Raw genomic sequence first — 23,309 nt, forward strand, 5'->3', positions numbered from 1 at the left:
CGTTAGGAATCGTGCCGACGGCGTCAGTTAGCCCGGGCGATGTCGATGACCTTGGCACCGGCAAAGCGTGCCACCACCAGCCGCCCGGGCTGTTTGGTAGCGCTTGCCGCGTACACGTCGCCCTCGCGCGTTTGAACCAGCGCAGCTACCTTGAGGCTTTGGCGATCCACACTGACCAGTTGCCCACCCTGGCTCACCATGATCAGCGCCGGCCCTTGCTCCACGATGCTGACCAGGCTGGTGTCGATACCGGTTACTATCTGCTGCCATTGCTGGCCATCATCGACGCTGGCGAACAGATTGCCGCGCAACCCATAGGCCAGCAGCAAGTGCTCAAAGGCGGCGACACCAAAATAGGTGCCGGTGTAGGGCGTCTCTATCTTTTCAAAGCGCTGTTGGCCAGGCTCAAGGCGCAGCAACATCCCCTGTTCGCCGCTGATGTAGAACGTGCCATTGCGCTCCGCCAGCCCATACAGATGCATTCTGCGAGGGTTGTCGGCGCGCTCGAGCCAAGGTTGCCAGGTGCTGCCCGCATCGTCGCTGCGCAGGATCATGCCAAAGGCCCCCACGGCAAAGCCGCGACCGCTGGCGTCGAACAACACGTCCAGCAAGGGCGCGGGTATCACATCGGGTGTTGCGGAGGTAGTCACCGCTCGGTTTACTTCCTGGACCAGATCTGCGGCCTCTTGGTCGCCCTGTTCGGCCCGTTGGCCATAGACACCGCCAAGCAGGCTGAGCAACTTGCGCCCGTCCATCTGCACAGACCATGTGGCACCGGCATCACTGCTGTGCAGCACCACTGAGTCATGGCCGACAATCCAGCCGTTGCGCGCATCGCTAAAGCGTACTTGAACGAAGTCGCTGGACACCGGACTGGGGACTTGCTCCCAGCTAGTGCCATTATCGTGGGAGCGCTGAATCAGGCCGCGCAGACCAACACTGACCAACACGTCGCCGGCGCGGGCTATGCTAATCAGCGGTGCGGCCAGAGGCTGCGCGAGTGTGGGCGCCGGTATCTCAAGCGGATCAATGGTGGTCGTTCCAGCCTGGGTTGTCCCCGTCACGGCCAACCACAAAGGAATCAGAGCCGCACTCAACACGCGCACGCTCAAAGAATCAGGTCTTGCTAGGCCTTGGCTACTCATTGTTTTTATCCTCACCATGCCAGAGTCGCCCTGCTACCCGGCAACGAGCACCCCTCATTGCCGGGCTCAGGAACAACCTTTTCAACTGCGAACCGCTTTACAAGCGCGCAGCTCACAAACAGCCCGGCGGTTAGCGTTGGGTCTCCCGCGCGACAATTGCCTCGGGGTTCATGTCCCGTTCGGTTCGTGGTGTGTCGACGAACTTGTAGCCGCCCTTCAACCCGTCGTTGAGCAGCGCCCACATGCCTTTGTTGAAGTCATACACGACGTTTTTCACGTTGTACGGCAAGTTTTTGTCGTACAACTGCACACCACTGAGGAAGATCGCCCGATACAAGGCACCACTTTGGTCCCAAGCGTCGTACAGCCCAATCCCAAAGGTGTCCTCGTCCAGGTAATAAGTACGCTTGCTGTAGACGTGGCGCTTGCCCGGCTTGAGTGTGGCCTCGACAACCCATACACGGTGCAACTCCCAACGCTCGCACGCCGGATTGGCATGGTGCTTGAGGAATTGCTCGTCCTGGTTGCACTCGAAGTAGAACTTGTAGGCGTTGTAAGGGATGAACATCTCCTTTCGGCCCACCAGCTTGTAATCGAAACGGTCCTGACTGCCCGAGAACATTTGCAGCTCATCGAACAGCGTAACCCCGCCTTGGCTAGCGACTGGCGTATCGAAAGCAAACTCCGGCGCCAGCTTCACCCGCCGCTGGCCAGGCGAATAACTGAAGGCTCGGCGCGCTTTGGCCGCAGGGTCCAGATAATCGTTGAGCACGGTTACTTCACCCGAACGGCGTGCCGGATAGTTGTTCAGCGAATACACGCGGGCATACATCATTGGATCGCGGTCGGCCTGAGTCGGCTGATAGTAGGGCTGCTCTTCGAACGTGGCTTGCTCGGCAGCCTTGGTCCGCTGACCATTGGCATCCATCACCCAGCTATTAGAGGAGCTGGTGGTGGAGTACCCGGGGCCGATTTTGTATCGCAGTTGCTGGTTCCAGATGACCTCGTTGCCAGTCTTCGGAATCGGGAATGGCAACCCTCCACGGCAGGCCGGGTCGACAGCCAGCCCGTCTCTCTGGGTGTTACAAGTGGTGGCGTTGCGTACCGTGGCATCCAACACCTCCTTTGGATATGCCGTGGTGCGGTGGCTCGGATAGATATCGAAGTAGTACTCCGGATATTTCTTGAGGATTTCCTTTTGTCCTTCACTGAGCTTGTCAGCGTATTGGGCCATATTCTGCGAAGTAATGCGGAACAAGGGTTTCTCATTGCGGAATGGGTCGGCCCAGAACCCGCTGTCGGGTTTGAAATCTGGCGGTGCAGTACGCAACCCGCCATCGTAGGCAGGGATCGTGCCCTCTGCATTTCCCTCTTTGATCGCACCGAAGAGGGTCAGCGTTTTACCTAGCTGCGCCGCTTCCTCCGGGCTGACCGCAGCCATGCTGCAGGTAGCGATGCCGAACAGCGCGAGGGACAAGGCCAATTGTCTTTTCATTCGGGCAGTCTCCGTTTTTATTGGATTTGTTCAGAAGGAGGTTTTGAATGTGAATGCCAACCAACCCCGGTCTGTGTTACCAACGCCGCCATTGCCACCGACGGTGCCATTTGCCAGGTTCTTGGGTTGGGCGCGGGTATCGGCGTAACGCAGGCCGAATTCATACTGTTGCTGATAGGTGAACTTCACACCCGCCGACCAGGACATCGCACCTTCACTGCCGCCACCAGCCGAGGCAGCGTTACCATGAATGCCGTAGTTGATGGTCAGAGGTACGTCCATGTCCCAAGAAGGGAAGATGCTCAGGTATTGCGGCGTGTAGTTGACTGCCACCGCGTAGTAGTTGCGCGTCGAGCAACCATCGGACGCGTCGCCGGAGCCGGCAACACCCGGTGTACGAGCGTCCGTACAGGCAGCATTACCCTTGTACTTGAACAACTCGTCATGCTCGGTCACCTTGACCAGGTGACTGTAGGCAAACTCGCCAACCAAGGTCGCGTTATTGGCAATGAAGTTGCGTGGCATGCCATACACGGCGTTAGCGATAAAGTGGATGGTGTCACCACGCGGCCCCTCGTCATCCACGGTGCTGACGCCAGTGGCGTTCAATGCGCCGTTCTTTCGGTATGACAGCTCCGTGCCCACGGCTACCGAATCGAACACACGAGCAAAACTGACACCGGCAAGCTTGACTCCACGGGGGTACACGACGCGGTACTCACCCAGGTTCGCCTTGACCTGCGGTGCGAGCCAAGGCTGATAGTCATCGAACTGGCGGTAGTAGAAGCCGAAGGTCGATTCGATCGCCTCAACGTTGTATTTGGCCATCACGCCCCAGTTGGCATTACTGTCGCGACCATACTTGGAGGAGGCGCGCTTGAGTGCCCCTGCACCGGCTGGCATCTGATCCGGCCCTTCGAATAGGAAGTCTGCTCCGCCGAAGTAGGTCCCGCCGTAAGGAATACGAGTGTAGTCCCACTCATAAAAGTACTGGCCGGCGATGGAAAGATGATCAGTGACCTGGGCCTTGGCAGAGACCTGTCCGATGGGCAGAAATACTTCTTTTGTCTCGATACCCGGGCTGGTAGCGGCTTTTACGCCGTCACTCGGGGCCTGCGAATAGGAAACCGAGTGGGCACCGAACAGCAGTCCCTCGCCCCAGTAGTTGGTATGGCGACCGATCTTGACGTTAAGCGGGGTATCGCCAAGCTGAAAGTTCTTCCATACGAATGCATCTAGGATTTCACCGGAGGGCCCCCTGACATAGCGCTTGACCTCATCGCTGTAGTGCCCATTTTCATAGCTGGTTTGGCCGCCCACCTGGCTGTGGACACTGGTGTTACGGTAGGCATTGTCGTACCAGCCAGCAGCACTGAGGCGTGCGCCCCATTCGTTCAGGTACGAGAAATCCACTTCGCTCAACACATCGAGTCGATTTGTAACGATATCGCCTTTGTCGAACTTGCTATCGGACTCGTCGTAGGTCGGCGTCCGCATGATGCGGTGGTCCTGGCCCTCCATGCGCACACCCAAATTGTAGCGCACGGTATTGTCCCAACGCAGGCGATAGTCAGGGTTGCTCAGGTCAAACGAAACAGCGTGCGCTCCACTCATCCCACCGAGCACTGCCAACGCTATCGCGCTGCGGCTAAACACATGCCTTCCCTGCTTGGTCATGTCTTTCATACGGCACCTTTTATTTTTATTTTCAGTCGTTTGTGAAAGGCCAAATGCTGGCTACAGCCGTGCTGACGTACTGCTGCCTCACCTGCCTAAGCGTCTCGGGTGGTCTTGCCGGCAGGTTTCACCGGTGAAGCGCTCCCCATGGCTTGATTTCAAATTAACCGAGAAAAACAAATAATTCCATATAAAGATTTTGATTCTGCATTCAGAATTTAGGTTCATTTTTGTTGCCTCTGATCGCAACCGCTATCCGGGGACATGGAAGAAACCATGGCCAATACTGCACACAAAAAGGCTAACTGTTCAATTATGTTTTGCTCAACCGGCTTTTTTCCGGTAAACAAGCCACTGAAGGCACCCGCAACCTGCCTGCGTCCATCCAACAAGAATCACAAGGAGCTTGCCCCGCATGAACATCGATCTGAGCGGAAAACGCGTGATTGTCACTGGTGCTTCACGCGGTATAGGCCTTGCGATAGCCCGTGCCTTCGCACTGGAAGGTGCCCGTGTGGCCATCTGCGCACGTAGCTTGGGGGCCGTCCGCGAAGCGGAAGCACAATTGCAGGAACATGCGCAGGCGGTACTGGCCCGAGCCGTGGATGTCACGGACACTCAGGGTGTTCAACATTTCGTCGGTGAGGTGGTGCAGACCTGGGGAAGCGTGGACATTTTGGTCAATAACGCGGGCCAGGGGCGTGGGGGCAACCTAGAGACCCTCACGCCGGAAGCCATCCTTGAACACGCCAATGTGTTGCAGATGGGGCATTTTCGCTTCGTCCAGGCTGTGGTGCCGTTCATGCGTCAACAGCGCTGGGGTCGGATCATCGAGATCAATGCCCTGGCCGGCACCGTGCCCACCCCAGACGGGATCCCTTCGGTGATCAATCGTGCATCATGTGTGGCGCTTTCGCGCTCGCTGGGCATGTCGCTGGCCAAGGACAATATTCTCGTCAACAGCCTGAACATGGGCTGGATCGACACTGGCCAGTGGGACCGCCATTACAAGGAGATGGGCCCCGGGGTCAGCCGTGAGGAGTTCGATGCGATGGTCATGAAGGTGGTGCCGATCGGCCGTTATGGCAGACCGGAAGATGTTGCAGGCATGGTGCTGTTCCTTTCCAGCGAATACGCCAGTTTCATCAGCGCGGCTTCGATCGACATTGCCGGAGGCATGGGTGGCCAGATTGCCTACTTCCCGACCCTCAAGCGTGATTTTGCCGCGGCACTGGCCGCTCGAAACACCGACAGCCACTAGAGCGCCAGTAATGAAGCTGCTGTTTCCTGTGCTTGCCACACTGATCTGGGCTGCCAGTACCGTGGTCAATCGCCTGTCGGTGGGGGTGATAGATCCCGCGGCCATTTCGTTCTATCGCTGGTTGACCGCATTGCTGGTGTTGTCACCGGTCATGCTGCCCAGGGTCTGGAGAATGCGCCAGAGGATACGGCCATACCTGCCCAAACTGTGGCTACTGGGATTGCTCGGCATGTCGCTGTATCAGTCTCTGGCCTACTTTGCTGCGCATACGGTCAGTGCCACCTCGATGGGATTGATCCTGGCGACCATGCCCTTGCTGACGGTACTGGTAGCCTTCCCGCTACTGCATACACGCCCCACCCTGCCGTTACTGACAGGCACGGCAGTTTCATTCGCAGGGTTGGCATGGTTGCTGGCCGCGGGCAATCTTCCATCGCTCTGGCAGCGCGGGGTAGGCCTGGGTGAATGGCTGATGTTGCTGGCGTCACTGTCCTACGCCTTATATTGCGTGCTGGTGAAGCGCTGGCAAATCCCTCTGCCCACCTGGGAAAGCCTTTATGTACAGATACTCTGCGGCACGTTAATGCTGGTACCACCATTTTTGCTTACATCATCGATGGCCCTGAGTGCTCAAAGCCTGCCGCTGGTTTTGTTTGCTGGCCTATTCGCTTCGGCGTTGGCACCGGGCCTGTGGATGCAAGGCCTGCAACGCCTGGGCCCGGAAAAAACCGCGGCACTGATGAATCTGGTCCCTCTCTTTACCGCAACCTTGGCGATTGGGCTGCTCGGTGAGCCATTGCACCTGTATCACGCGGTAGGCGGCGGACTGATTTTGCTGGGGATTGCCTTGGCCCAATGGCAACCCGTACAGGTCACCGCAAGTCCCCTGCCCTAAGCCACTAGAAGTCGATTGCAGATCGCGTCCAAGCCGTAACGATCCATACCGCTGAAGCGCGCCAGGTAGTGCTCCAGTCCGCCATATTCAGCCTCGATTACCTCCATGCACGTGCGTTTTGACCATGTTCAATCCTTCAACAGGTGTGCATAGGCTGGCGTCAGCGGACGAGCGCCCTCGCCCAGCACCGGAGTACGCCGTGGCTTGCGTCCTTGTGTCAGCAGGCGAAGCGTGTCGAAGTCTTCGGCGGCGGTAAAAAATCGCTCCACCATCGGCAATCCTGACTGCCCCCAGTCATCCATGTTCGACATCCATGTCTGCATGCCCCACACCGGCCAACGCCGCAGTTGCTCCCAGGCGGCGTCCTGGTCGAGTACACCAACCGCTCCCAGACTGATCAATTTCTCGCGGTACACCTGCAGAAGCCGTTGCGCCTCGGCGCGGCGTTCTTCTATCGTCAACGCGCCGAGCATGAAGTACGCCACATCGCGCCATGGCCGCCCGCGTCTTGCCAACTGCCAGTCGAGCCATATGCGTTGTCCATTGTCACGCCGAAAACTGTTCCCTTGGTGCGAATCGCCATGGATCAAGCAAGAGGGCGAAACCTGTGCCCGCTCGAAGGCAGCCAACTCATCGAAAGCATGGCTGAAGAGCTCTGGCCTCTCATAGATCCAACGAGGTAGCCGCTGCCGGTAGTCATCCTTGCCCAGGTTGACCTTGATGTAGTTGTACATACGCAGCAGGCCGTCGTTGTCTACCGGGTTGGCCATCGACACCGGAAGCCAGACCTGACGGTGCAGCCGCGGGTGCGCCCAGGTCACGGCATGCAACGCGGCTAAAGACTCCAGCCCCTGCGCGACTCCATCCACACCCAGGTGATCAGTGCTGTGGCCGAACTTCCCGGCTGCCAGCCCAAGATCCTCCATTACCACTACGCCGCGCCCCCCACCATCGGCGTCCCAATCAGTGAAATACGTGGCAGGCAATGGCGCGCCGGACCACGCGCGGGTCAGATGATAGAAACGTGACTCCAATTCACAGATATCGCCGCTCTCGAAGCCCTCTGACCAGTTTGATTTCAGGCAGACATGGGACGGTATCCCTGCACGCTGACCGACCTCGTTCAGCTCGAGCCTGACGCGCAGCTTGGTAGTGTGCCCATTGCGGATCTCCACCACCGCCAACGCCTGTACTTCGATACCGGGGTAACGCGGCTGCAGCAGCTCCGTCAGCCAGGCGGCGCTGATGTCGCCGAGTTGTCGCGGCAGCCGCCCGACACGTTGAGGATACGGCCGTCCAGCATTCATCGCCAGCCTGCTGCCCGTCATGGTGTCACGGAGCGGGCGGCGTGGGCTGGCACTTTCAGTTTGAGCAGTTCAATTGCATTACCACTGCGGATCCGCTCACGATCCGCCACCGATAGCCCTAGCCCGGCCGTCAGGTCACCGTGGTCATAGGCCCCACCGAAGTTTGTACCGTACAGCAAGCGTTCAGCACCCACCACTTCAGCGACACCACGACGCAGACCAGGTGCGTGCACGTCAAGGTCGAAGTAGAAGTTCTGCAGATAGTCCAGCAGCGGCCGCTGGTTGCGCGTATCGGGCGCCATAGCTTGGTTGAGTTCGCTGAGTCGGCCCAGTTGGAAGATCGCCATGCCCCCCGCATGGGTGATGTAGGTTTTCAGGGTTGGAAAGACATCCAGGGCACCTCCACAGATTAGGTACCAGAAAAACAGGGTCTCATCGACGCAATCGCCCACAATGGACGTGGTTTCGAACTTGTCGTCGGTGTGTTTTTCGCCCCAGTAGATCGACTGGTTGAAGCCATGCACCATGATCGGTACATCCAGCTGCGTGAGCTTCTCCCACACCGGGAACAACTGTTCGTCATAAGCTTGCAATCCGTTGAAGTTGGCACCGCCTACGCATACACCCTTAGCCCCCAATTGGGTTACCGCTCGCTCGATTTCCTTGGCGGCGTTGCACGGGTCGGCCAGATTGGCATGGCACCAGAAGTCGAAATGGTCAGGGTCGGCACGGCAGAACGCCGACATCTCATCATTGCAGATACGCGCGTATTCGTTGGCAAAATCACCCGCCCAATACATGAAGCAATGCGAAGGCGTAGAGACCACCAGCTTGTCGACACCCCGCTCGGCCATCAGCTTGCGACGACTCGCGTGGGTCATGCGCACCAACAAGTTGACTTGCGCCTCTGCGTCGCTCGTCGCTCTGGCGGGCTGCTTGGTGCCAAGGGAAAAATGGCCGACAGTCAACCCCTGGACCTTCATGAAGGGCCCCCAGAATTCGTGGCGGTTGAGCATACCTTCAGTCAGCAGATGGGCGTGTACATCGATCAGCATGGCTTTCTCCTTTTTGTAATCGGCCAGCAGGCCGAACGGTCACCGCTCGGCACTTTCGGAACCAGTAAAAATATAGACATTTATTTTATTTTTGTTCATTTATCTATTTTGCGCATAGCAACCTGAGAAACAACGCAAGGCCAGCAAGGTTTCACGACGTACACGCCATGATCAGGAACTGTCGAAACGCTTGGGCCGCTATCGATAAGTGCTCGTCGGGTCGCCAGATCAGCCCCAATTCCATGGGCGGAATGACATCCGCCAATGGCCGAGCTTCGATTCTCTTACCCTCCAGGGACCAAGGTCGGTAAAGCATGTCGGAAAGAATGGCGACGCCAAAGCCATGGCCGACCATGCCACGCAGCGCCTCCATGGAAGACGTACGAAAAGCCACGTTGGGAGCCAACCCACGAGACGCCCAGTAGCGAAACGTCGAGCTGTCACCTTCATCCACGGTGGCAAGGATGTAGGCGTGCTGCGCCACGTCTTCGAGGTTGATTGAGGAGGCAGTCATCAAGGGATGCTGGTTGGCCAACCAGAGTTGCCGGCGAGACCGAATCAACACTTGGTGAGAGAACACATGCAGGCTGGGGGTGTTGGACACTATTACCAGGCCCAGGTCGAGATCGCCATTGTTAACCGCCTGCTCGATGCTGTGGCGATCTATGTCGACGAGTTCGATCTCCACCTGCGGATAGCTGCGCTTGAATCGTGCAAGCAGCGCTGGCAGGAAGTAGCCCAGCACCGTGTAGGAAGCCCCCACCCGCACGCTTCCCCGTGTCGAGTGGCTGAGGAACAGCGGCTCGCTCAGGGCGTCCTGCAACGTATCAAGGATATGCCGCGCATGCTGGGCAAACTTATTGCCTTCGGCCGTCAGTGTCACGCCATAGGGCAAACGGTCGAAAAGGCTAACACCCATAGTCTCTTCCAGGTGCTGCACCGCGGCGGTGATGGCCGACTGCGACACGTGCACCTTGACAGCCGCCTGGGAGAACTGACCCGCATCAGCCGCCGCCACGAAGTACCGAAGCTGGCGCATGGAAACGTCTTTGCCCTTGATCATCTGCTATACCGAGCCCGCCGCCAGAACCAATGAAACCGCTTGCCGCTGCGGCCTTCAGCGGCGGATCGTGGCCGTGATCTTGGCGTGCGGTCCATCTATCTGAGCAGCCCAAGCCTCTGCGGCCTGGTCAAGAGTAAAATCCAGGTAGTCCACATGTATCTGCTGTGCCCTGGCGATCTTCAACAGTCGCAGCCAGATCTGTTCACGGTCCGCAGGGGGGCGCTGGCCGGTCCCGATGCACGACAAGCTGCGAAACAGCAGGTCGGCGATATCCAGGTTGAGCTGGCGGCCAGCACCAGTGCCAATGGTCATAATGCGTGCCCCCCAATTGGTGGCCTTCAAGGACGTCAGCAAGGGTTGTCCGCACACCAGGTCGAGTACCACATCGAAGCCACCGGCCGCTGCGTCCTTAAGTGCGTCAACATCATCGCTGCCACCCAGGGTAACGACCTCGTCGGCGATTCCGCGCGACTTCAGACGGCCAAGTGCCTCCTGTGAACGCGCAGCACCAACGACCTTGCCAGCACCCATGCCACGCGCAAGCTGCAAGGCAATCTGTCCCAAGGTGCCGGTGGCGCCGAGTACCAAGACCTTTTCACCCTTCTGGATCTCAGCCTTTTCCAGCGGCACGATGGCCCCGGTAGCGGCAATACCCATGCTGATCGCGGTTTTGTCGTCCACGTCATCCGGCACATTCCACACTTCGGCTTGCGGCACCAAAGTGCGCTCGGCCCAGGCACCGTAGGGCAGCACCGAACGCTCACCGAAATATACCCGCCGCCCATCCGGCGCTCGTCCCACGCCCTCACCACGGATGACACAAGGGTATTCGACACCCAGACGGTAGGCCCCGAGCACATCCCACCCCCCGAGGCCGGCCGTGTCCACGTCGATCAGTACCGCACCGTCTTGCGCTTGCGGCTCATTGAACTCACGCACCTGTGGCAAGGCATTGCGTTCGGAAATGATGGCTGCACGCATGGCTTTCTCCCTTGTCTGTTTTGTTTTCAAGCGTCTTCACGATCAATAGTTGAACATTTTTTGATTATTTGTCCATATTTAATTAGCATCCAAACCCGACAGCCGCGGTTTGAGCTGCAACACCGCCAATGCCGACGCATGCAGGTATTTGAAACACCAATACCTCACGGCTGTTTTTGTGATTTTACGATCGCGCCCCTGCTTTCTAGAGTCGGCCTCGACAAGGCATCGCCCTTACCGGTGCAGCCATACAAGAACAACGCCTGGAGGATGAACATGAGTACCCCGGTTTCTCTGGAAGACAAATACGTACAACACAGTGGACAGGTACTGCTCACGGGGATTCAGGCGCTAGTGCGCCTGCCCCTGATGCAGCGGCTACGCGATCGGGCCAACGGCCTGAATACTGCCGGGTTCATTTCCGGATATCGCGGCTCGCCGCTAGGGGGCTTCGACCAGGCCCTATGGAAAGCACGCGACTACCTCAAAGCACACCACACAGTGTTCCACCCTGGTATGAACGAAGACCTTGCCGCTACCTCGATCTGGGGTACGCAGCAGGTCAATTTGTTCGAAGGTGCCATGTATGATGGCGTATTCGGGATGTGGTACGGCAAGGGCCCCGGCGTAGACCGTTGCGGTGATGTTTTCCGCCACGCGAACGCAGCTGGCACATCAAAATTTGGGGGTGTATTGGCCGTTGCAGGCGATGACCATGGCGCCCGCTCCTCTTCCCTTCCCCACCAGACCGAGCACATTTTCAAGGCTGTGATGATGCCGGTGTTGGCGCCCTCCGGCGTACAGGAGTACCTCGACTACGGCATGCATGGTTGGGCCATGTCGCGCTACTCAGGCTGCTGGGTCGCCCTCAAGGCTGTGGCCGATACTGTTGAAAGCGCGGCCGTCGTCGATATCGACATTCACCGCGTACAACCTGTAATCCCGACCATCGCGTTGCCTGAAGGGGGTCTGAACATCCGCTGGCCCGACCCACCACTGGCCCAGGAACAGCGGCTGCTGGAGCATAAGCTGTATGCCGCCCTGGCGTATGCCCGAGCCAACCGCCTCGATCGCATTGTCATGGATTCGCCGAATGCACGAATCGGCATTGTCACTTCGGGAAAGTCCTATCTCGACGTATGCCAGGCCCTGCGCATCCTTGGGATCGACGAAACACAAGCGCAAAAAATCGGTCTGCGCCTTTACAAGGTCGGCATGGTCTGGCCGCTAGAAGCTGAAGGTGTACGACAGTTCGCCGAAGGTCTTGAAGAGATTGTGGTGGTGGAAGAAAAGCGCCACATGATCGAGTACCAACTCAAGGAGGAGCTATACAACTGGCGTGAAGACGTACGTCCGCGCATCGTTGGCAAGTTCGACGACAAGGGTGAATGGAGCCTGCCGCACACCGATTGGCTGCTGCCGGCTATAAATGACCTGACGCCGGCGATGATCGCACGAGCCCTGGCCAAGCGAATCCTGCGCCTGCACCCAGGCGGTTCGCTTCAAATGCGCCTAGCCCTTTTGGAAGCGCAACTGGCGTGCAAAGGCCAGTTCAGCAACCTGATGGAACGCGTGCCGCACTACTGCTCTGGCTGTCCGCACAACACGTCGACCAAGGTGCCGCAAGGTAGCCGCGCGCTGGCCGGTATCGGCTGCCATTACATGGCCGCCTGGATCTACCCGCAAACCCAAACTTTCAGCCAAATGGGTGGCGAAGGCGTGGCCTGGATCGGCCAAGCGCCGTTTACCACCACCCAACACGTCTTCGCCAACCTGGGTGACGGTACTTACTTCCACTCCGGTATTCTCGCTATTCGTGCCGCCATTGCGGCAAAGGCGCAAATTACCTACAAGATTCTCTACAACGATGCCGTTGCCATGACAGGCGGGCAGCCAGTGGACGGCAGCCTCAGCGTGTCACAAATCAGCCGCCAACTGGCTGCAGAGGGCGTTCAGCGCATAGTGGTGGTCAGTGACTATGTTGAGAAGTACAAGGGCACTGATGATCTGGCCCAAGGTGTACCGGTAATACGCCGCGACAAGATGGACGAGGTCCAGGAGCAATTGCGCCAATTCCAGGGAGTATCGGCAATCATCTATGACCAAACCTGCGCCGCGGAAAAGCGCAGGCGGCGTAAGCGCGGTACATTCCCCGACCCAGCACGTCGAGTGGTGATAAACGAAGCGGTATGTGAGGGTTGTGGCGACTGCAGCAACAAGTCCAACTGTATGTCGGTGGTGGCGGTGGACACAGAGTACGGCCGCAAGCGCGAGATCGACCAATCTTCGTGCAACAAGGACTTCACTTGCCTCAACGGCTTTTGCCCAAGCTTTGTCACCGTCGAAGGCGGAACGCTGCGCAAGCCACAAGCCCTCGCAGCTAAGGCCGACGATGAGTGGGACCTGCCGGCTCCTTCGGTCATCGCCCTCGAAGAGCCATATAGCATCCTGGTGACCGGTGTGGGCGGCACAGGTGTAGTCACCATCGGTGCCTTACTAGGCATGGCGGCGTTTATCGAGGGTAAGGGTACGCTCAACCTCGACATGGCTGGCATGGCACAAAAAGGCGGCGCCGTCTGGTCACACATTCGCATCGCTGCCCGCCAGGATCAGTTATTTGCCCCGCGGATCGCCGAAGGTGAAGCCGCCTTGTTGTTGGGCTGCGATCTGGTTGTCAGTGCCAACACCGAAACGTTATCCAAGTTGCGCCAAGGTGTGACGCACGCCCTGGTCAACAGCGAGCAAAGCATTACCAGTGCGTTCGTGCGTACCTTTGCTCTGCAGGCGCAAAGCGGTGACCTGGCCAGCCACCCTGACCCGCAATTCCATACCCAAGGCATGTCAGCGCAAATAGCCGAAACCGTAGGCCCCGCGCGGGCGGACTTTGTCGACGCAAGCAGAATTGCTACGACGTTGATGGGCGATTCAATCGCTACAAATACCTTCATGCTGGGCTATGCCTATCAGAAAGGCTGGTTGCCGGTCGGCGAAGAGGCGCTGGAACAGGCCATCGAGTTGAATGGCACCGCGGTAGCCTTCAACCTGGCAGCCTTCGCCTGGGGCCGACGCAGTGCCCACGATTTGCCACGGGTACTTAACATTGTGGAAGCCGGCAAAAAGCAAAGCGCCGACCGCATACTTTCGCAAAACCTGGAAGAAATGGTTAAGCGGCGCATGAGCGTCCTGACGCAATATCAGAATAAAGCCTATGCCCAGCGTTACCGGCAACGCGTAGAGCAGTGTATGGAGGCCGAAACTCGGCTGCTGGGCCAGCCAGACGAGCTGTCCAAAAGTGTTGCCCGCCACTATTTCAAGGTTCTGGCGATCAAAGATGAATACGAGGTAGCCCGACTGTTCAGCAACGGCGACTTTCTGACAAACATCCAGTCAACGTTCGAAGGCAACTACCGCCTGCGTTTCCACCTGGCACCGCCGCTGCTCAACGATAACGGCATTAGCAAAGAACCCAAGAAACGCAGCTACGGGCCTTGGATGCTGCAAGGCTTCAAGCTGCTGGCCAAACTCAAGATCCTGCGCAACACCTGGCTCGATCCGTTCGGCCATACCCATGAGCGAAAGGTCGAGCGTAACTGGTTGCGTAACTATGAAAGCATTCTGGATGAAGTGCTCGCAGGCCTGCGCAGCGACAACCTGCAACTAGCCCGCGAGCTGCTGGAGCTGCCAAACAGCGTGCGCGGTTACGGGCCAGTGAAAGAACGCTTTCTACAGCATGCTCACCAGCGTCAAGCGCTGCTACTGGAGCAATGGCGTAATGGCTCGACTGCACAGTTTCATGACGCCAGCCAGGCCACCGACAACATTTCTATCATTCAACTCTAAACAGGGACAACAATGAACGAGGAACTGACCCGAAACTATCGCGAAATTCTGCAGGGGATTGGCGAAAACCCGCATCGCGAGGGCTTGTTGGACACTCCAAGGCGCGCCGCAAAAGCCATGCAGTACCTGTGCCATGGCTATCAGCAAAGCCTTGAGCAGATCGTCAACGGCGCACTGTTCGACTCGGACAACGACGAGATGGTCATCGTCCGTGATATCGAATTGTATTCGCTGTGCGAGCACCACCTGTTGCCGTTCATTGGCAAGGCGCACGTTGCCTATATCCCCACAGGCAAAGTGCTGGGGCTGTCGAAAGTGGCGCGTATAGTCGATATGTTTGCTCGCAGACTGCAGATTCAGGAAAACCTGACCCGCCAGGTTGCCGAAGCGATTGCCGAAGTTACCCATGCCGCCGGTGTGGCGGTAGTGATCGAGGCGAAACATATGTGCATGATGATGCGCGGTGTGGAAAAGCAGAACTCGGTAATGAGCACCTCGGTCATGCTCGGATGCATGCGCGACTCGTACAACACTCGCCAAGAGTTCCTGCAACTGATTCGTAACCGTTAGCTCTAACTGATTTTATGGGGAGCGGCGCATGGCGCCGCTCGCCACAACATCAGATTTAGAAGCGGAAGCGACTCACCGCAAGGCTCAGTTCATCCGAAAGCTCACGCAGTGATACCACCGCTCCAGACACTTGACGTGTAATCGCATCGCCTTCCCCAGCCATGCGGGCAATGTGCTCGATGTGCTCCGCTATCCCCCGCCCGCCCTCGCTTTGCGCACTCACCGCATCAGCGATCTGGTCTACACCTCTAGTCGAGTCTCCAACTAGGTCCGCAGCCTGCTGCAAGGTGCTCTCCAACTCGCTTAGTAGCCTGCCACTGTCATCCAACGCCACAGTGCCCGCACGCAACGCCTCCCCAACCGCCTCAGACTGGCCTTCAAGGTTAACAGTCAACTCATTGATTGAATTGGCCGCTCGCGCCGAGCGTTGCGCCAACTGACGCACCTCATCTGCTACCACACTGAAACCGCGCCCACTTTCACCTGCTCGCGCCGCTTCGATCGCCGCATTGAGCGCCAGCAAGTTGGTTTGCGCAGAGAGATCCTTGACCTGGGTGATACTAGCGGCAATCGCCGAGGTGCTTTCGACAAAAGCACCTACCGAGCCGCGAATAGCTAAGAATGCCAAGCGTACGCTGTCGATGTTTTCGAGTAGACGCGACAGCGCCAGGTGTCCGTCCTGCGTGCCTCGCAGGCTAGCCTCGGCCGAGCCTCTCAGGCTCTGGGCATGATTGGAGATGGCGGCGATGCTGACGCTCATCTGCTCGATGGTCATCGATACCACCCCAACCGCACCGGTCTGTGCCGAGGAGCTCTCGGCCACTTGCGCCGAGGCACCTACCAATGTCTCAGCCGAAGCACTGACCGAGGCGGCTACCGTGGCAACCTGACACATCGCCTGCTGGAAACTGTCAATTAGCTCATTGAACGCCCGCGCAGTGTGAGCGATCTCGTCCCTACCGATCACGCGCACTCGGTGCGTCAGATCACCGTCTCGCAACCTTATCGATGCCTGCTCGATTTCGCGGATGGGGCGCAAGATCTGCCCCCGTAACAAAAGACTCACCATCAACGCCAGAGAACTGGCGACAAGTGATATCACTACCAGCATCTTTGAAACCTGCCGCTGCGAAGCATTGGCCTCGGCAAACGCGTTGGAAGTCAGCTGCGCTTGCAGAGCTAACAGGCGGTTGAACTGCGCTTGCAAGCCGTTGCTGTCGGCGCGTACCCGTCCTAACAACGAAGCAGCCTGAATCTGATCTTTCAAGGCTATACGCTGAAATTCGCCCAGCCCCTCAATCACCACAGCAGCCTGCTCCTGCACCGCTTGATAGAGTGCCTTTTCATCATCACCCAAGCGGGCCTCACTAGCCGCATTACCAAGGCCGGTGCGCATGTCGTCGACACTAGCCTGTATATCCTCGAAGTAAGATTCCAGGTCTTCCGGCGCAGCCTGTCCACCGGATTCAAGTATGCGTGAGCCGGCGGCGTAGGCACCTACCATCGCCGCCTGTAAGGCAGTGGTGGTTTCCAAGACTTGTCGATATTGCTGGAAGCGCAACTGTTGAATTTCTTCGATGACTGCCTGCTGCCTGGCCAGCCCGTGATAGGCGACACCCGATACAACCAATAATGCAAGTACGAACAGGATGGGCAGTACCAGAAGCTTGGCGCCAATGGAGAATTTCTGTGCAAAGAGCATGAGCTATCACTCGTTCTTCTTGTTATGAGGAGTCTCTAGCTTGGCAAGCTATCGAAATAAATTCTACTGTCGACATCAAATTCTCTATGGAGAATTAAAGTAATAAGCCACCGTCGCTCTAGAGTTGCCCAGCTGGCATTACCTCAGTGCTCTTCAAAAATCCACAACGGCGCTAACAGTACCGAGCAACAGATACGGACTTGCCCCAGCGTCTCTAGTGGGAGACTGGTCAAAGGATTGCTCGAACGTACTGACAGAGGCGCATCTGGTAAATGGTCACGTGTTTGCGCATGTAAGAATGGGCGCAGTAGATTCGTGATGAGCATCGGTTTGCAGATCACGTGTGCGACGACTCCTACACCCAAGAGAGGAAATGGCTATGAGCCGGACTTTAAGGCGCCAGCTAAAACAATAATGATGCTACTTGCTCGGCAGTTGCTTTAGCGGATTGTGGATTCTGGCCTGTCACCAGGCGCCCATCGACGACAACATTGGAAGTGAATGGCAAGAGTGCTTTCTCGTAGCGCGCCCCGCGACGCTTCATCTCTTGCTCGGCATTGTACGGGACCTTGCTCGCAACTCCCGCCAGCACCTCTTCTATCCAGGCATAGCCAGTCAGACGACGCCCCTCTACCAGGAGACGACCATCAGACAGCCGAGTATTGAGCAACCCACAATACCCATGGCACACCGAAGAGACGACGCCCCCAAGCTCGTAGATCTCGCGAGTCAGTCGTTGTAAACCCTCGTCCTCAGGGAAGTCCCACATCACCGCATGGCCACCGGTAAAGTAGATGGCGTCGAATTCCGATGACACTAACGCTTGCGGACTTGAGGTGTTGGCAAGACGTGCCATTGCCGCCGGGTCGTTCAACCAGGCTTTGGCCGTGCTATCGAGCAATGGCCACTTGAGTGAACGAGGTTCGAGAGGCGCTGCTCCGCCCAGCGGACTTACCAGATGTTGTTCGTAGCCTCTGCCAGCGAACACATGCCATGCATGCGTCAACTCACTCAACCACAATCCCGTGGGATGACTTGGGTCGCTGTAATGGGCCACATTGGTAACGACGTGCAAGATGCGTTTGGTCATGCCTGAATACCTGATCGTAGGTGGTTGGGCCAAGCATCGCCTTTCGCAAGACGAGAGATCTTTTGACAGTAGCGCTGAAGCAAGCAACAGGACCTCAACCCGCTTGCTCAAGTACCAGGCCATCGAGCAAGGTCGTCAAAGCATCCTCGATGGCATGGTCGCCGACCTTCGCCGGCACCAACCGGCTATCGATCGAAAGGAGAGTCAATCCATGGAGGTGCGCCCAGCTTGCGGTGGCCTGACCCAAGGCGGAACGCGCGCGGATAGTGCCTTCCGCCTGCCCTCGCTCCAGCACTTCGATCACCAGGTAGAACGGTGCCTGGGCTCGGGGGTCGACATGGATCTGCGCGGGGTCTCCCGCCTGGGTCGAGAACATCAACCGGTATAAATCCGGATTTTCCTCACCAAACGCCAGGTAGGCATAGGCCATCGCCTGCAAGCGCTCCGGTGCCGACATCGTTGGCCCCATGGCGTCTTGCATCGCCGCGTTCAATCGCTCGAAGCCTAGTAGCGCCAACTCGTAAAGCAGTGCCCCCTTGTCAGGAAAATGCCGATACGGAGCCGAGTGACTGACTTGGGCTCGCCTAGCTATTTCGCGCAGCGTGAATTGCCAGCCTTGCTGTTCTTTCAGGGTCGCCAAAGCAGTATCGATGATGGTGCGACGCAAATCGCCATGGTGGTAGGGCTTTGCTTCGCAAATTTCATCGGATGACATACGGCTGCTCCACTCATGTTGACAGTGAACACATTGTCTTCCTATGATCGGCGCAAATCAAGTTGACAATGTCTACATTGCAATGACCTTGAGAGGTGCAGGATGACCATCGCCGCAACATCCATCCCCGCTATTGACGCCGCAACCACGCTGGAGCAGCAGCGTCGTGCGTTTCTCAACGACGGGCCACCCAGCCTTGAGCGACGCAAGGCCAACCTGGTCAAGTTGCGCATGGCGGTGCTTGCCCACCGCCGCGAGGTGGAGGAAGCGATCAGCGCCGATTTCGGCAACCGCTCAAGGCATGAGACAGACATCATGGAACTGCTTGGCGTGGTCCAGTCCATCGACTACCTGTTGCGGCACCTGCGCCGTTTCATGAAATCCGAGCGTCGTCACGTCGCGGCGTTTCACCGTACTGGCCGCGCCTACGTGGCGTACCAGCCCAAAGGCGTGATCGGCATCATGGCGCCGTGGAACTACCCAATAGCCTTGACCTTCATCCCCTTGGCCACCGCACTGGCGGCTGGTAATCGGGTGATGATCAAACCCTCCGAACTGACTCCACGCACCAGTGAGCTGACTCAACGCATTCTGGCGGGCAGTTTTACCGTCGAAGAGGTGGCGGTAATACTCGGCGGCCCTGAGATAGGCGCAAGCTTCAGCGCTCTCCCCTTCGACCACCTATTGTTCACCGGCAGTACCCAAGTTGGCCGGATGGTGATGCGGGCGGCTAGTGACAATCTGGTGCCTCTGACCCTTGAACTGGGCGGCAAAAGCCCTGTGGTCGTGGCCCCGGGGCATGCCGGACGCAGCACCCTCGACAGCATCGTCTTCGGCAAACTGGCCAACGCCGGCCAGACCTGCGTGGCACCGGACTACGCCCTGGTCCATGAGGATAACCTTGATGAGTTCATCGCCCAGTACCGCGCGGCTGTCGCCCGTGGTTATCCGCAAGGCCCGACCAGCCCGGACTACACCTCCATCGTCAGCGACAGGCATTACACGCGGTTGCAGATGCTCGTCGAAGACGCCCGTACCAGGGGCGCCAAGGTGATCGAGGCTGGCGTGACGCCGGAGCGCGCGGCAGAGCGTCCGCGGACGCTGGCTCCGGTATTGATCGTGGGGGCTGGTGACGATGCACGGGTCATGCGCGAAGAAATCTTCGGGCCTTTGCTACCCGTGCATACCTACCGCTCCCTCGACGAAGCTATCGACTACATCAATGCCAGGCCACGTCCGCTGGCGCTCTACTACTTCGGCAATGTGGGGGCCGACAGCGAAGCGCTGCTCAAGTGCACCACCTCCGGTAACGTCGGCATCAACAACACCCTGATGCACGTCGCTGTGGACGACCTGCCGTTCGGCGGCGTGGGCCCCAGTGGCATGGGCGCCTATCACGGTATCGAGGGTTTTCGCTCGATGAGCCATGCCAAGGGTGTGTTCGTGCAAGGTCGTTGGAACTTGCCAAGGCTGCTCCGGGCACCTTTCGGGAAACTGGCCGAGTTAGCACTCGCCTTCACCTTGCGGCCCCGGCAATAACAGCAGGTCCAGTGGCTGAAAAAGCCGTCCCTCAGCGCCTTGACATTAAAGTTAAGTTTAAAGTTAAGGTGTTTGTGTAAGGCCCAGCTAGTTCGGCGCCAAGCGAGATGCCTGGTCGCATTCATCAATGCGTGATGCAATTCACCGGAGAGACTGAAAAGTGAAACTCGGAACCGTCGCCGCAGTGGCAGGTGCACTCCTGACGCCCATTGCCAACTCCACCCTGGCGGACACTCCCGGCATCCCCAAGCATGCCGAAACCACGATGATAGATATCGCAGGCCACCAGGTACCCGTCGTCAAAGGTGGGTTGTACGACCGTTACCGCTCCAACCCTCCCCTGTCGGTGATCCAGGCCGAAGCCCCTGGCATGGACCTCAGTTGGTTCAAAGGCCTGGAAAAGACCAAGGTCGACATAGGCTTCGAGTCGTATTCACCTAACTTCTACTACAAGAACAGCCGGGTTACGGCCGTTTACACGGCAGACATCGATCGCCTGCGCGCGTTGATGCCCGCTGAAGTACTCGAACAGGTGCAACCCTTGCAGGTATGGCCTGGGCGCGGCCTGGTGGCTTTCACGGCCTACACCTACGACTATTGCGACAACGACAGCTACAATGAAATTGCCCTGTCGATCATTACCAACAAACCCGGCAAATCCAATCTCGGGCCATTCAGTCTGATCGGACAATCCATGTCCAAGGACTTCTGGGGTTACGTGCTCAAGTTGCCGGTGAACACAGAGCTTGCCCGTGTACGTGGCGTGGTGGGTTACAACCTGCCGAAGTGGCTGACAGACATCAAACGCCGTGAGGAAGCCGCGTCAGTGTCCTACGACATCGTCGATGCCCAGACCGGCAATATCGATATCATCTTCAAGGCAAAGAAACTTGACGATCTGTCCAACGAAGCCAGCCTGGTGACGAACAGCTTCACCAATCTCGACCATGACGGCAGGCTGAGCTACGGCTATGCGACATCTCGGCAGACCCGCCATGGGTCGAGCACGAGCGCTGACTCGGCGCACTTGGTGCTCGGCGAGGGCAGTCTGTCGACCTACATCCGCTCCTTGAAGCTGGGCAAGATGGTGAAATATGAATACGTGCCCGAATTCCAGAGCGCCCTTTATGCACCGAAGCCACTAGCAACCTTGAATACGAGTGATTGATCGCTGTATCGGCGCGCGCCCCTGGGCCCGCGCCGATTGTGCTTAAGGGTTTGGCCTTACTCATTTGGCAGGGGCAGTGCTCGCCTTGTGCGAGGCAATATCTTCGCGTAGCCGATCAAGGACACGTTGGGTGTTGTCCGCGCACGGCATGCCATCGGGCTTGCTTTCAATGCCGTCGATCACCATCAGCAACTGTTCCTTGTTGCGTGCCAGGCGCACTTGCAACGCTTCGATTTCCTCGACCTTGCGCTTCAACCCGAGGAGCAATTCATCATGACGCCAGCCGTTCGAACTCACTGGCAAGAGGTGCCGTATCTCGTCCAGGGAAAATCCTGCTGCCTGGGCGCTGGTGATCATCTCCAGTATCCACACCGCATCCTCTGAATAGTCGCGGTAGCCATTGGCCTTACGCTCGACTGATTGAATCAGCCCACTGGCCTCGTAAAAACGGATGCGCGAAGGGGCAAGGCCCGTGATTTTCGCAAGCTCTCCAATTCTCATCCCACACCTTCACAAGTATTAACCTTAAAGCCAACTTTAATCCTACAAACGCGAAAGAGCCAATCGATTACGGCGTCGAGTCGTCACTCAGCCCCACCCATCTTCTGTGTCTACGCTGTTCCTGGCATCCATAAGCAGGTTGACCTTAAAGTTCCCTTTAATCTTAAGGTATATGCATCGGCGCTGATGAAAAGTGCTGAACCACGTTCAAGGGCGTCAATCAAGCTCGTGCATACCTAACGTCCCAATTTCAACGCAGTAGACCCACCTTCTATAGAGGTTCCCAGGAGACCACATGCAAACCGTTCTAGGAGCAACTGGCCAGATCGCCATTGAGTTGGCGCGAGAACTGAAACGCAGCTTCACCGAGGATATTAGGCTGGTCAGCCGTAATCCACGCAAGGTCAGCGACTCCGACACCCTGGTTGCGGCGGATCTACTCGACGCCGGCCAAACGGCCAAGGCCGTCGAGGGTAGCAGCATCGTTTATTTCACGGCTGGACTCCCGCCAGATACACAGCTCTGGGAAACGCAGTTCCCCGTGATGCTGCGAAACGCCCTTGATGCGGCTCGCGCATCGGGTGCCAGATTCGTCTATTTCGACAACACATACATGTATCCGCAAGATGACCGTCTGCTGACCGAGAATGCACCCTTCGAACCGGTCGGCCGCAAAGGTCAGGTTCGCGCGCAGATGGCATCCATGGTGTTGCAGGAGATGGAGCGAGGTGACATTGCTGTGGTCATCGGGAGAGCTCCTGAGTTCTATGGGCCAGGCAAGACCCAGAGCATCACCAATACATTGGTCATCGACAACATCAAGGTCGGCAAGAGCCCCCGCGTTCCCGTCCGGGACGATACCCAGCGCACACTTATCTGGACGCCGGATGCAAGCCGGGCGCTGGCTGCCTTGGGGAACGCATCAGACGCATTTGGGCAAACGTGGCACCTTCCCTGCGATGACGAGCGCCTGACCTACAAACAATTCATCGCCCTCGCCTCTGAGATCTTTGGCAGGGATGCTACTTACAAGGTTCTCGGTAAGTGGACCCTCACGGCGCTAGGCCTGGTATCCAGGCAAGTTCGTGAGTTGCGAGAACTGCTGCCACGGTATGAACATGACAACCTGTTCGACTCCTCGAAGTACAAACAGCGCTTCCCAGATTTCAAGGTCACGACTTATCGCCAAGGGCTGATTCAAATCCTGGAAGAGTCTGGCCGCCGCTAAGCCGGACGAGACTCCACCGTGGCTGCCACATTCCACGTTTCTGGGAGGACTTTATTCCAGTAGCTGGTTTACTTGAT

18 protein-coding genes are annotated in these 23,309 nt (G+C 57.7%); 7 read left to right on the forward strand and 11 right to left on the reverse strand.

What is annotated here, in order from left to right; all coding sequences use genetic code 11:
* Positions 1-23: 23 nt before the first annotated feature.
* From APH34_RS21640 to APH34_RS21650, 3 genes are all read right to left on the reverse strand, one after another.
* Positions 24-1,064, reverse strand: a complete 1,041-nt coding sequence (locus APH34_RS21640) for a YCF48-related protein (protein WP_256215827.1) — start codon at positions 1,062-1,064, stop codon at positions 24-26.
* A 211-nt stretch (positions 1,065-1,275) separates the two neighbouring features.
* The gene (locus tag APH34_RS21645) at positions 1,276-2,640 is read right to left on the reverse strand and encodes a DUF1329 domain-containing protein (RefSeq protein ID WP_047604773.1); all 1,365 of its coding nucleotides are present in this window, start codon (positions 2,638-2,640) and stop codon (positions 1,276-1,278) included.
* A 30-nt stretch (positions 2,641-2,670) separates the two neighbouring features.
* Positions 2,671-4,326 (reverse strand): DUF1302 domain-containing protein, encoded by a 1,656-nt coding sequence (locus APH34_RS21650; RefSeq protein ID WP_047604774.1) that lies wholly within the window; start codon positions 4,324-4,326, stop codon positions 2,671-2,673.
* A 406-nt stretch (positions 4,327-4,732) separates the two neighbouring features.
* Here APH34_RS21650 and APH34_RS21655 point away from each other — a divergent pair, with 406 nt between their 5' ends.
* Together APH34_RS21655 and APH34_RS21660 are read left to right on the forward strand one after the other, a co-directional pair.
* A complete protein-coding gene (locus APH34_RS21655; protein WP_041505798.1) occupies positions 4,733-5,578 on the forward strand; it encodes an SDR family oxidoreductase in 846 nt (281 codons plus the stop codon).
* 10 nt (positions 5,579-5,588) lie between these two features.
* The gene (locus tag APH34_RS21660; RefSeq protein WP_047604775.1) at positions 5,589-6,473 is read left to right on the forward strand and encodes a DMT family transporter; all 885 of its coding nucleotides are present in this window, start codon (positions 5,589-5,591) and stop codon (positions 6,471-6,473) included.
* Between the two features lie 128 nt (positions 6,474-6,601).
* Here the strand turns inward: APH34_RS21660 and APH34_RS21665 are convergent, their stop codons facing one another.
* The 4 genes from APH34_RS21665 to APH34_RS21680 all read right to left on the reverse strand — a co-directional run bounded on the left by APH34_RS21665 (position 6,602) and on the right by APH34_RS21680 (position 10,879).
* Entirely contained in the window at positions 6,602-7,780 is a 1,179-nt protein-coding gene (locus APH34_RS21665; protein WP_230623083.1) for a phosphotransferase family protein, read from the reverse strand.
* A gap of 17 nt (positions 7,781-7,797) precedes the next feature.
* Complete coding sequence (locus tag APH34_RS21670) at positions 7,798-8,835, reverse strand: amidohydrolase family protein (RefSeq protein WP_054902890.1); 1,038 nt, start codon at positions 8,833-8,835, stop codon at positions 7,798-7,800.
* A 151-nt stretch (positions 8,836-8,986) separates the two neighbouring features.
* Positions 8,987-9,898: a LysR family transcriptional regulator gene (locus APH34_RS21675; protein WP_047604777.1), complete on the reverse strand. Its 912-nt coding sequence runs from the start codon at positions 9,896-9,898 to the stop codon at positions 8,987-8,989.
* A gap of 54 nt (positions 9,899-9,952) precedes the next feature.
* Positions 9,953-10,879, reverse strand: coding sequence for a zinc-binding dehydrogenase (locus APH34_RS21680; RefSeq protein WP_041505793.1), 927 nt, complete (start codon positions 10,877-10,879; stop codon positions 9,953-9,955).
* A gap of 276 nt (positions 10,880-11,155) precedes the next feature.
* On the opposite strand from APH34_RS21680, the gene APH34_RS21685 reads away from it, so the two are divergent.
* Both APH34_RS21685 and folE read left to right on the forward strand, forming a co-directional pair.
* Positions 11,156-14,719, forward strand: coding sequence for an indolepyruvate ferredoxin oxidoreductase family protein (locus APH34_RS21685; RefSeq protein WP_041505792.1), 3,564 nt, complete (start codon positions 11,156-11,158; stop codon positions 14,717-14,719).
* Positions 14,720-14,731: 12 nt separating this feature from the next.
* Positions 14,732-15,289 carry a GTP cyclohydrolase I FolE gene (gene folE, locus APH34_RS21690; protein WP_041505791.1) on the forward strand — a complete coding sequence of 186 codons (558 nt, stop codon included), beginning with the start codon at positions 14,732-14,734 and terminating at the stop codon, positions 15,287-15,289.
* A 55-nt stretch (positions 15,290-15,344) separates the two neighbouring features.
* Here the strand turns inward: folE and APH34_RS21695 are convergent, their stop codons facing one another.
* The 3 genes from APH34_RS21695 to APH34_RS21705 form a co-directional block, all read right to left on the reverse strand.
* Entirely contained in the window at positions 15,345-16,991 is a 1,647-nt protein-coding gene (locus APH34_RS21695; RefSeq protein ID WP_054902891.1) for a methyl-accepting chemotaxis protein, read from the reverse strand.
* Positions 16,992-17,394: 403 nt separating this feature from the next.
* On the reverse strand, positions 17,395-18,081 hold the full coding sequence (locus tag APH34_RS21700; protein ID WP_054902892.1) for a type 1 glutamine amidotransferase domain-containing protein: 687 nt from the start codon (positions 18,079-18,081) through the stop codon (positions 17,395-17,397).
* A gap of 94 nt (positions 18,082-18,175) precedes the next feature.
* Positions 18,176-18,796 (reverse strand): TetR/AcrR family transcriptional regulator, encoded by a 621-nt coding sequence (locus APH34_RS21705; RefSeq protein ID WP_054902893.1) that lies wholly within the window; start codon positions 18,794-18,796, stop codon positions 18,176-18,178.
* Between the two features lie 102 nt (positions 18,797-18,898).
* On the opposite strand from APH34_RS21705, the gene APH34_RS21710 reads away from it, so the two are divergent.
* Both APH34_RS21710 and APH34_RS21715 read left to right on the forward strand, forming a co-directional pair.
* Positions 18,899-20,335 carry a coniferyl aldehyde dehydrogenase gene (locus APH34_RS21710; RefSeq protein ID WP_054902894.1) on the forward strand — a complete coding sequence of 479 codons (1,437 nt, stop codon included), beginning with the start codon at positions 18,899-18,901 and terminating at the stop codon, positions 20,333-20,335.
* A 265-nt stretch (positions 20,336-20,600) separates the two neighbouring features.
* Positions 20,601-21,503, forward strand: coding sequence for an acetoacetate decarboxylase (ADC) (locus APH34_RS21715; protein WP_256215830.1), 903 nt, complete (start codon positions 20,601-20,603; stop codon positions 21,501-21,503).
* 60 nt (positions 21,504-21,563) lie between these two features.
* On the opposite strand, the gene APH34_RS21720 is transcribed toward APH34_RS21715, so the two are convergent.
* On the reverse strand, positions 21,564-22,004 hold the full coding sequence (locus APH34_RS21720; RefSeq protein ID WP_054902896.1) for a MerR family transcriptional regulator: 441 nt from the start codon (positions 22,002-22,004) through the stop codon (positions 21,564-21,566).
* A 295-nt stretch (positions 22,005-22,299) separates the two neighbouring features.
* On the opposite strand from APH34_RS21720, the gene APH34_RS21725 reads away from it, so the two are divergent.
* Positions 22,300-23,232, forward strand: a complete 933-nt coding sequence (locus APH34_RS21725; protein ID WP_054902897.1) for an NAD-dependent epimerase/dehydratase family protein — start codon at positions 22,300-22,302, stop codon at positions 23,230-23,232.
* Positions 23,233-23,309: the final 77 nt, after the last annotated feature.

Origin of the sequence: Pseudomonas sp. NBRC 111131 (genome assembly GCF_001320525.1) — a bacterium.
Classification (GTDB): domain Bacteria; phylum Pseudomonadota; class Gammaproteobacteria; order Pseudomonadales; family Pseudomonadaceae; genus Aquipseudomonas; species Aquipseudomonas ceruminis.

Excerpts from the sequence above, each read along its gene's own strand:
- APH34_RS21645 (WP_047604773.1), bottom strand. The coding sequence starts at position 2,640 with ATGAAAAGACAATTGGCCTTGTCCCTCGCGCTGTTCGGCATCGCTACC.
- APH34_RS21650 (WP_047604774.1), bottom strand. The coding sequence starts at position 4,326 with ATGAAAGACATGACCAAGCAGGGAAGGCATGTGTTTAGCCGCAGCGCG.
- APH34_RS21655 (WP_041505798.1), top strand. The coding sequence starts at position 4,733 with ATGAACATCGATCTGAGCGGAAAACGCGTGATTGTCACTGGTGCTTCA.
- APH34_RS21660 (WP_047604775.1), top strand. The coding sequence starts at position 5,589 with ATGAAGCTGCTGTTTCCTGTGCTTGCCACACTGATCTGGGCTGCCAGT.
- APH34_RS21665 (WP_230623083.1), bottom strand. The coding sequence starts at position 7,780 with ATGAATGCTGGACGGCCGTATCCTCAACGTGTCGGGCGGCTGCCGCGA.
- APH34_RS21670 (WP_054902890.1), bottom strand. The coding sequence starts at position 8,835 with ATGCTGATCGATGTACACGCCCATCTGCTGACTGAAGGTATGCTCAAC.
- APH34_RS21675 (WP_047604777.1), bottom strand. The coding sequence starts at position 9,898 with ATGATCAAGGGCAAAGACGTTTCCATGCGCCAGCTTCGGTACTTCGTG.
- APH34_RS21680 (WP_041505793.1), bottom strand. The coding sequence starts at position 10,879 with ATGCGTGCAGCCATCATTTCCGAACGCAATGCCTTGCCACAGGTGCGT.
- APH34_RS21685 (WP_041505792.1), top strand. The coding sequence starts at position 11,156 with ATGAGTACCCCGGTTTCTCTGGAAGACAAATACGTACAACACAGTGGA.
- folE (WP_041505791.1), top strand. The coding sequence starts at position 14,732 with ATGAACGAGGAACTGACCCGAAACTATCGCGAAATTCTGCAGGGGATT.
- APH34_RS21695 (WP_054902891.1), bottom strand. The coding sequence starts at position 16,991 with ATGCTCTTTGCACAGAAATTCTCCATTGGCGCCAAGCTTCTGGTACTG.
- APH34_RS21700 (WP_054902892.1), bottom strand. The coding sequence starts at position 18,081 with ATGACCAAACGCATCTTGCACGTCGTTACCAATGTGGCCCATTACAGC.
- APH34_RS21705 (WP_054902893.1), bottom strand. The coding sequence starts at position 18,796 with ATGTCATCCGATGAAATTTGCGAAGCAAAGCCCTACCACCATGGCGAT.
- APH34_RS21710 (WP_054902894.1), top strand. The coding sequence starts at position 18,899 with ATGACCATCGCCGCAACATCCATCCCCGCTATTGACGCCGCAACCACG.
- APH34_RS21715 (WP_256215830.1), top strand. The coding sequence starts at position 20,601 with ATGATAGATATCGCAGGCCACCAGGTACCCGTCGTCAAAGGTGGGTTG.
- APH34_RS21720 (WP_054902896.1), bottom strand. The coding sequence starts at position 22,004 with ATGAGAATTGGAGAGCTTGCGAAAATCACGGGCCTTGCCCCTTCGCGC.
- APH34_RS21725 (WP_054902897.1), top strand. The coding sequence starts at position 22,300 with ATGCAAACCGTTCTAGGAGCAACTGGCCAGATCGCCATTGAGTTGGCG.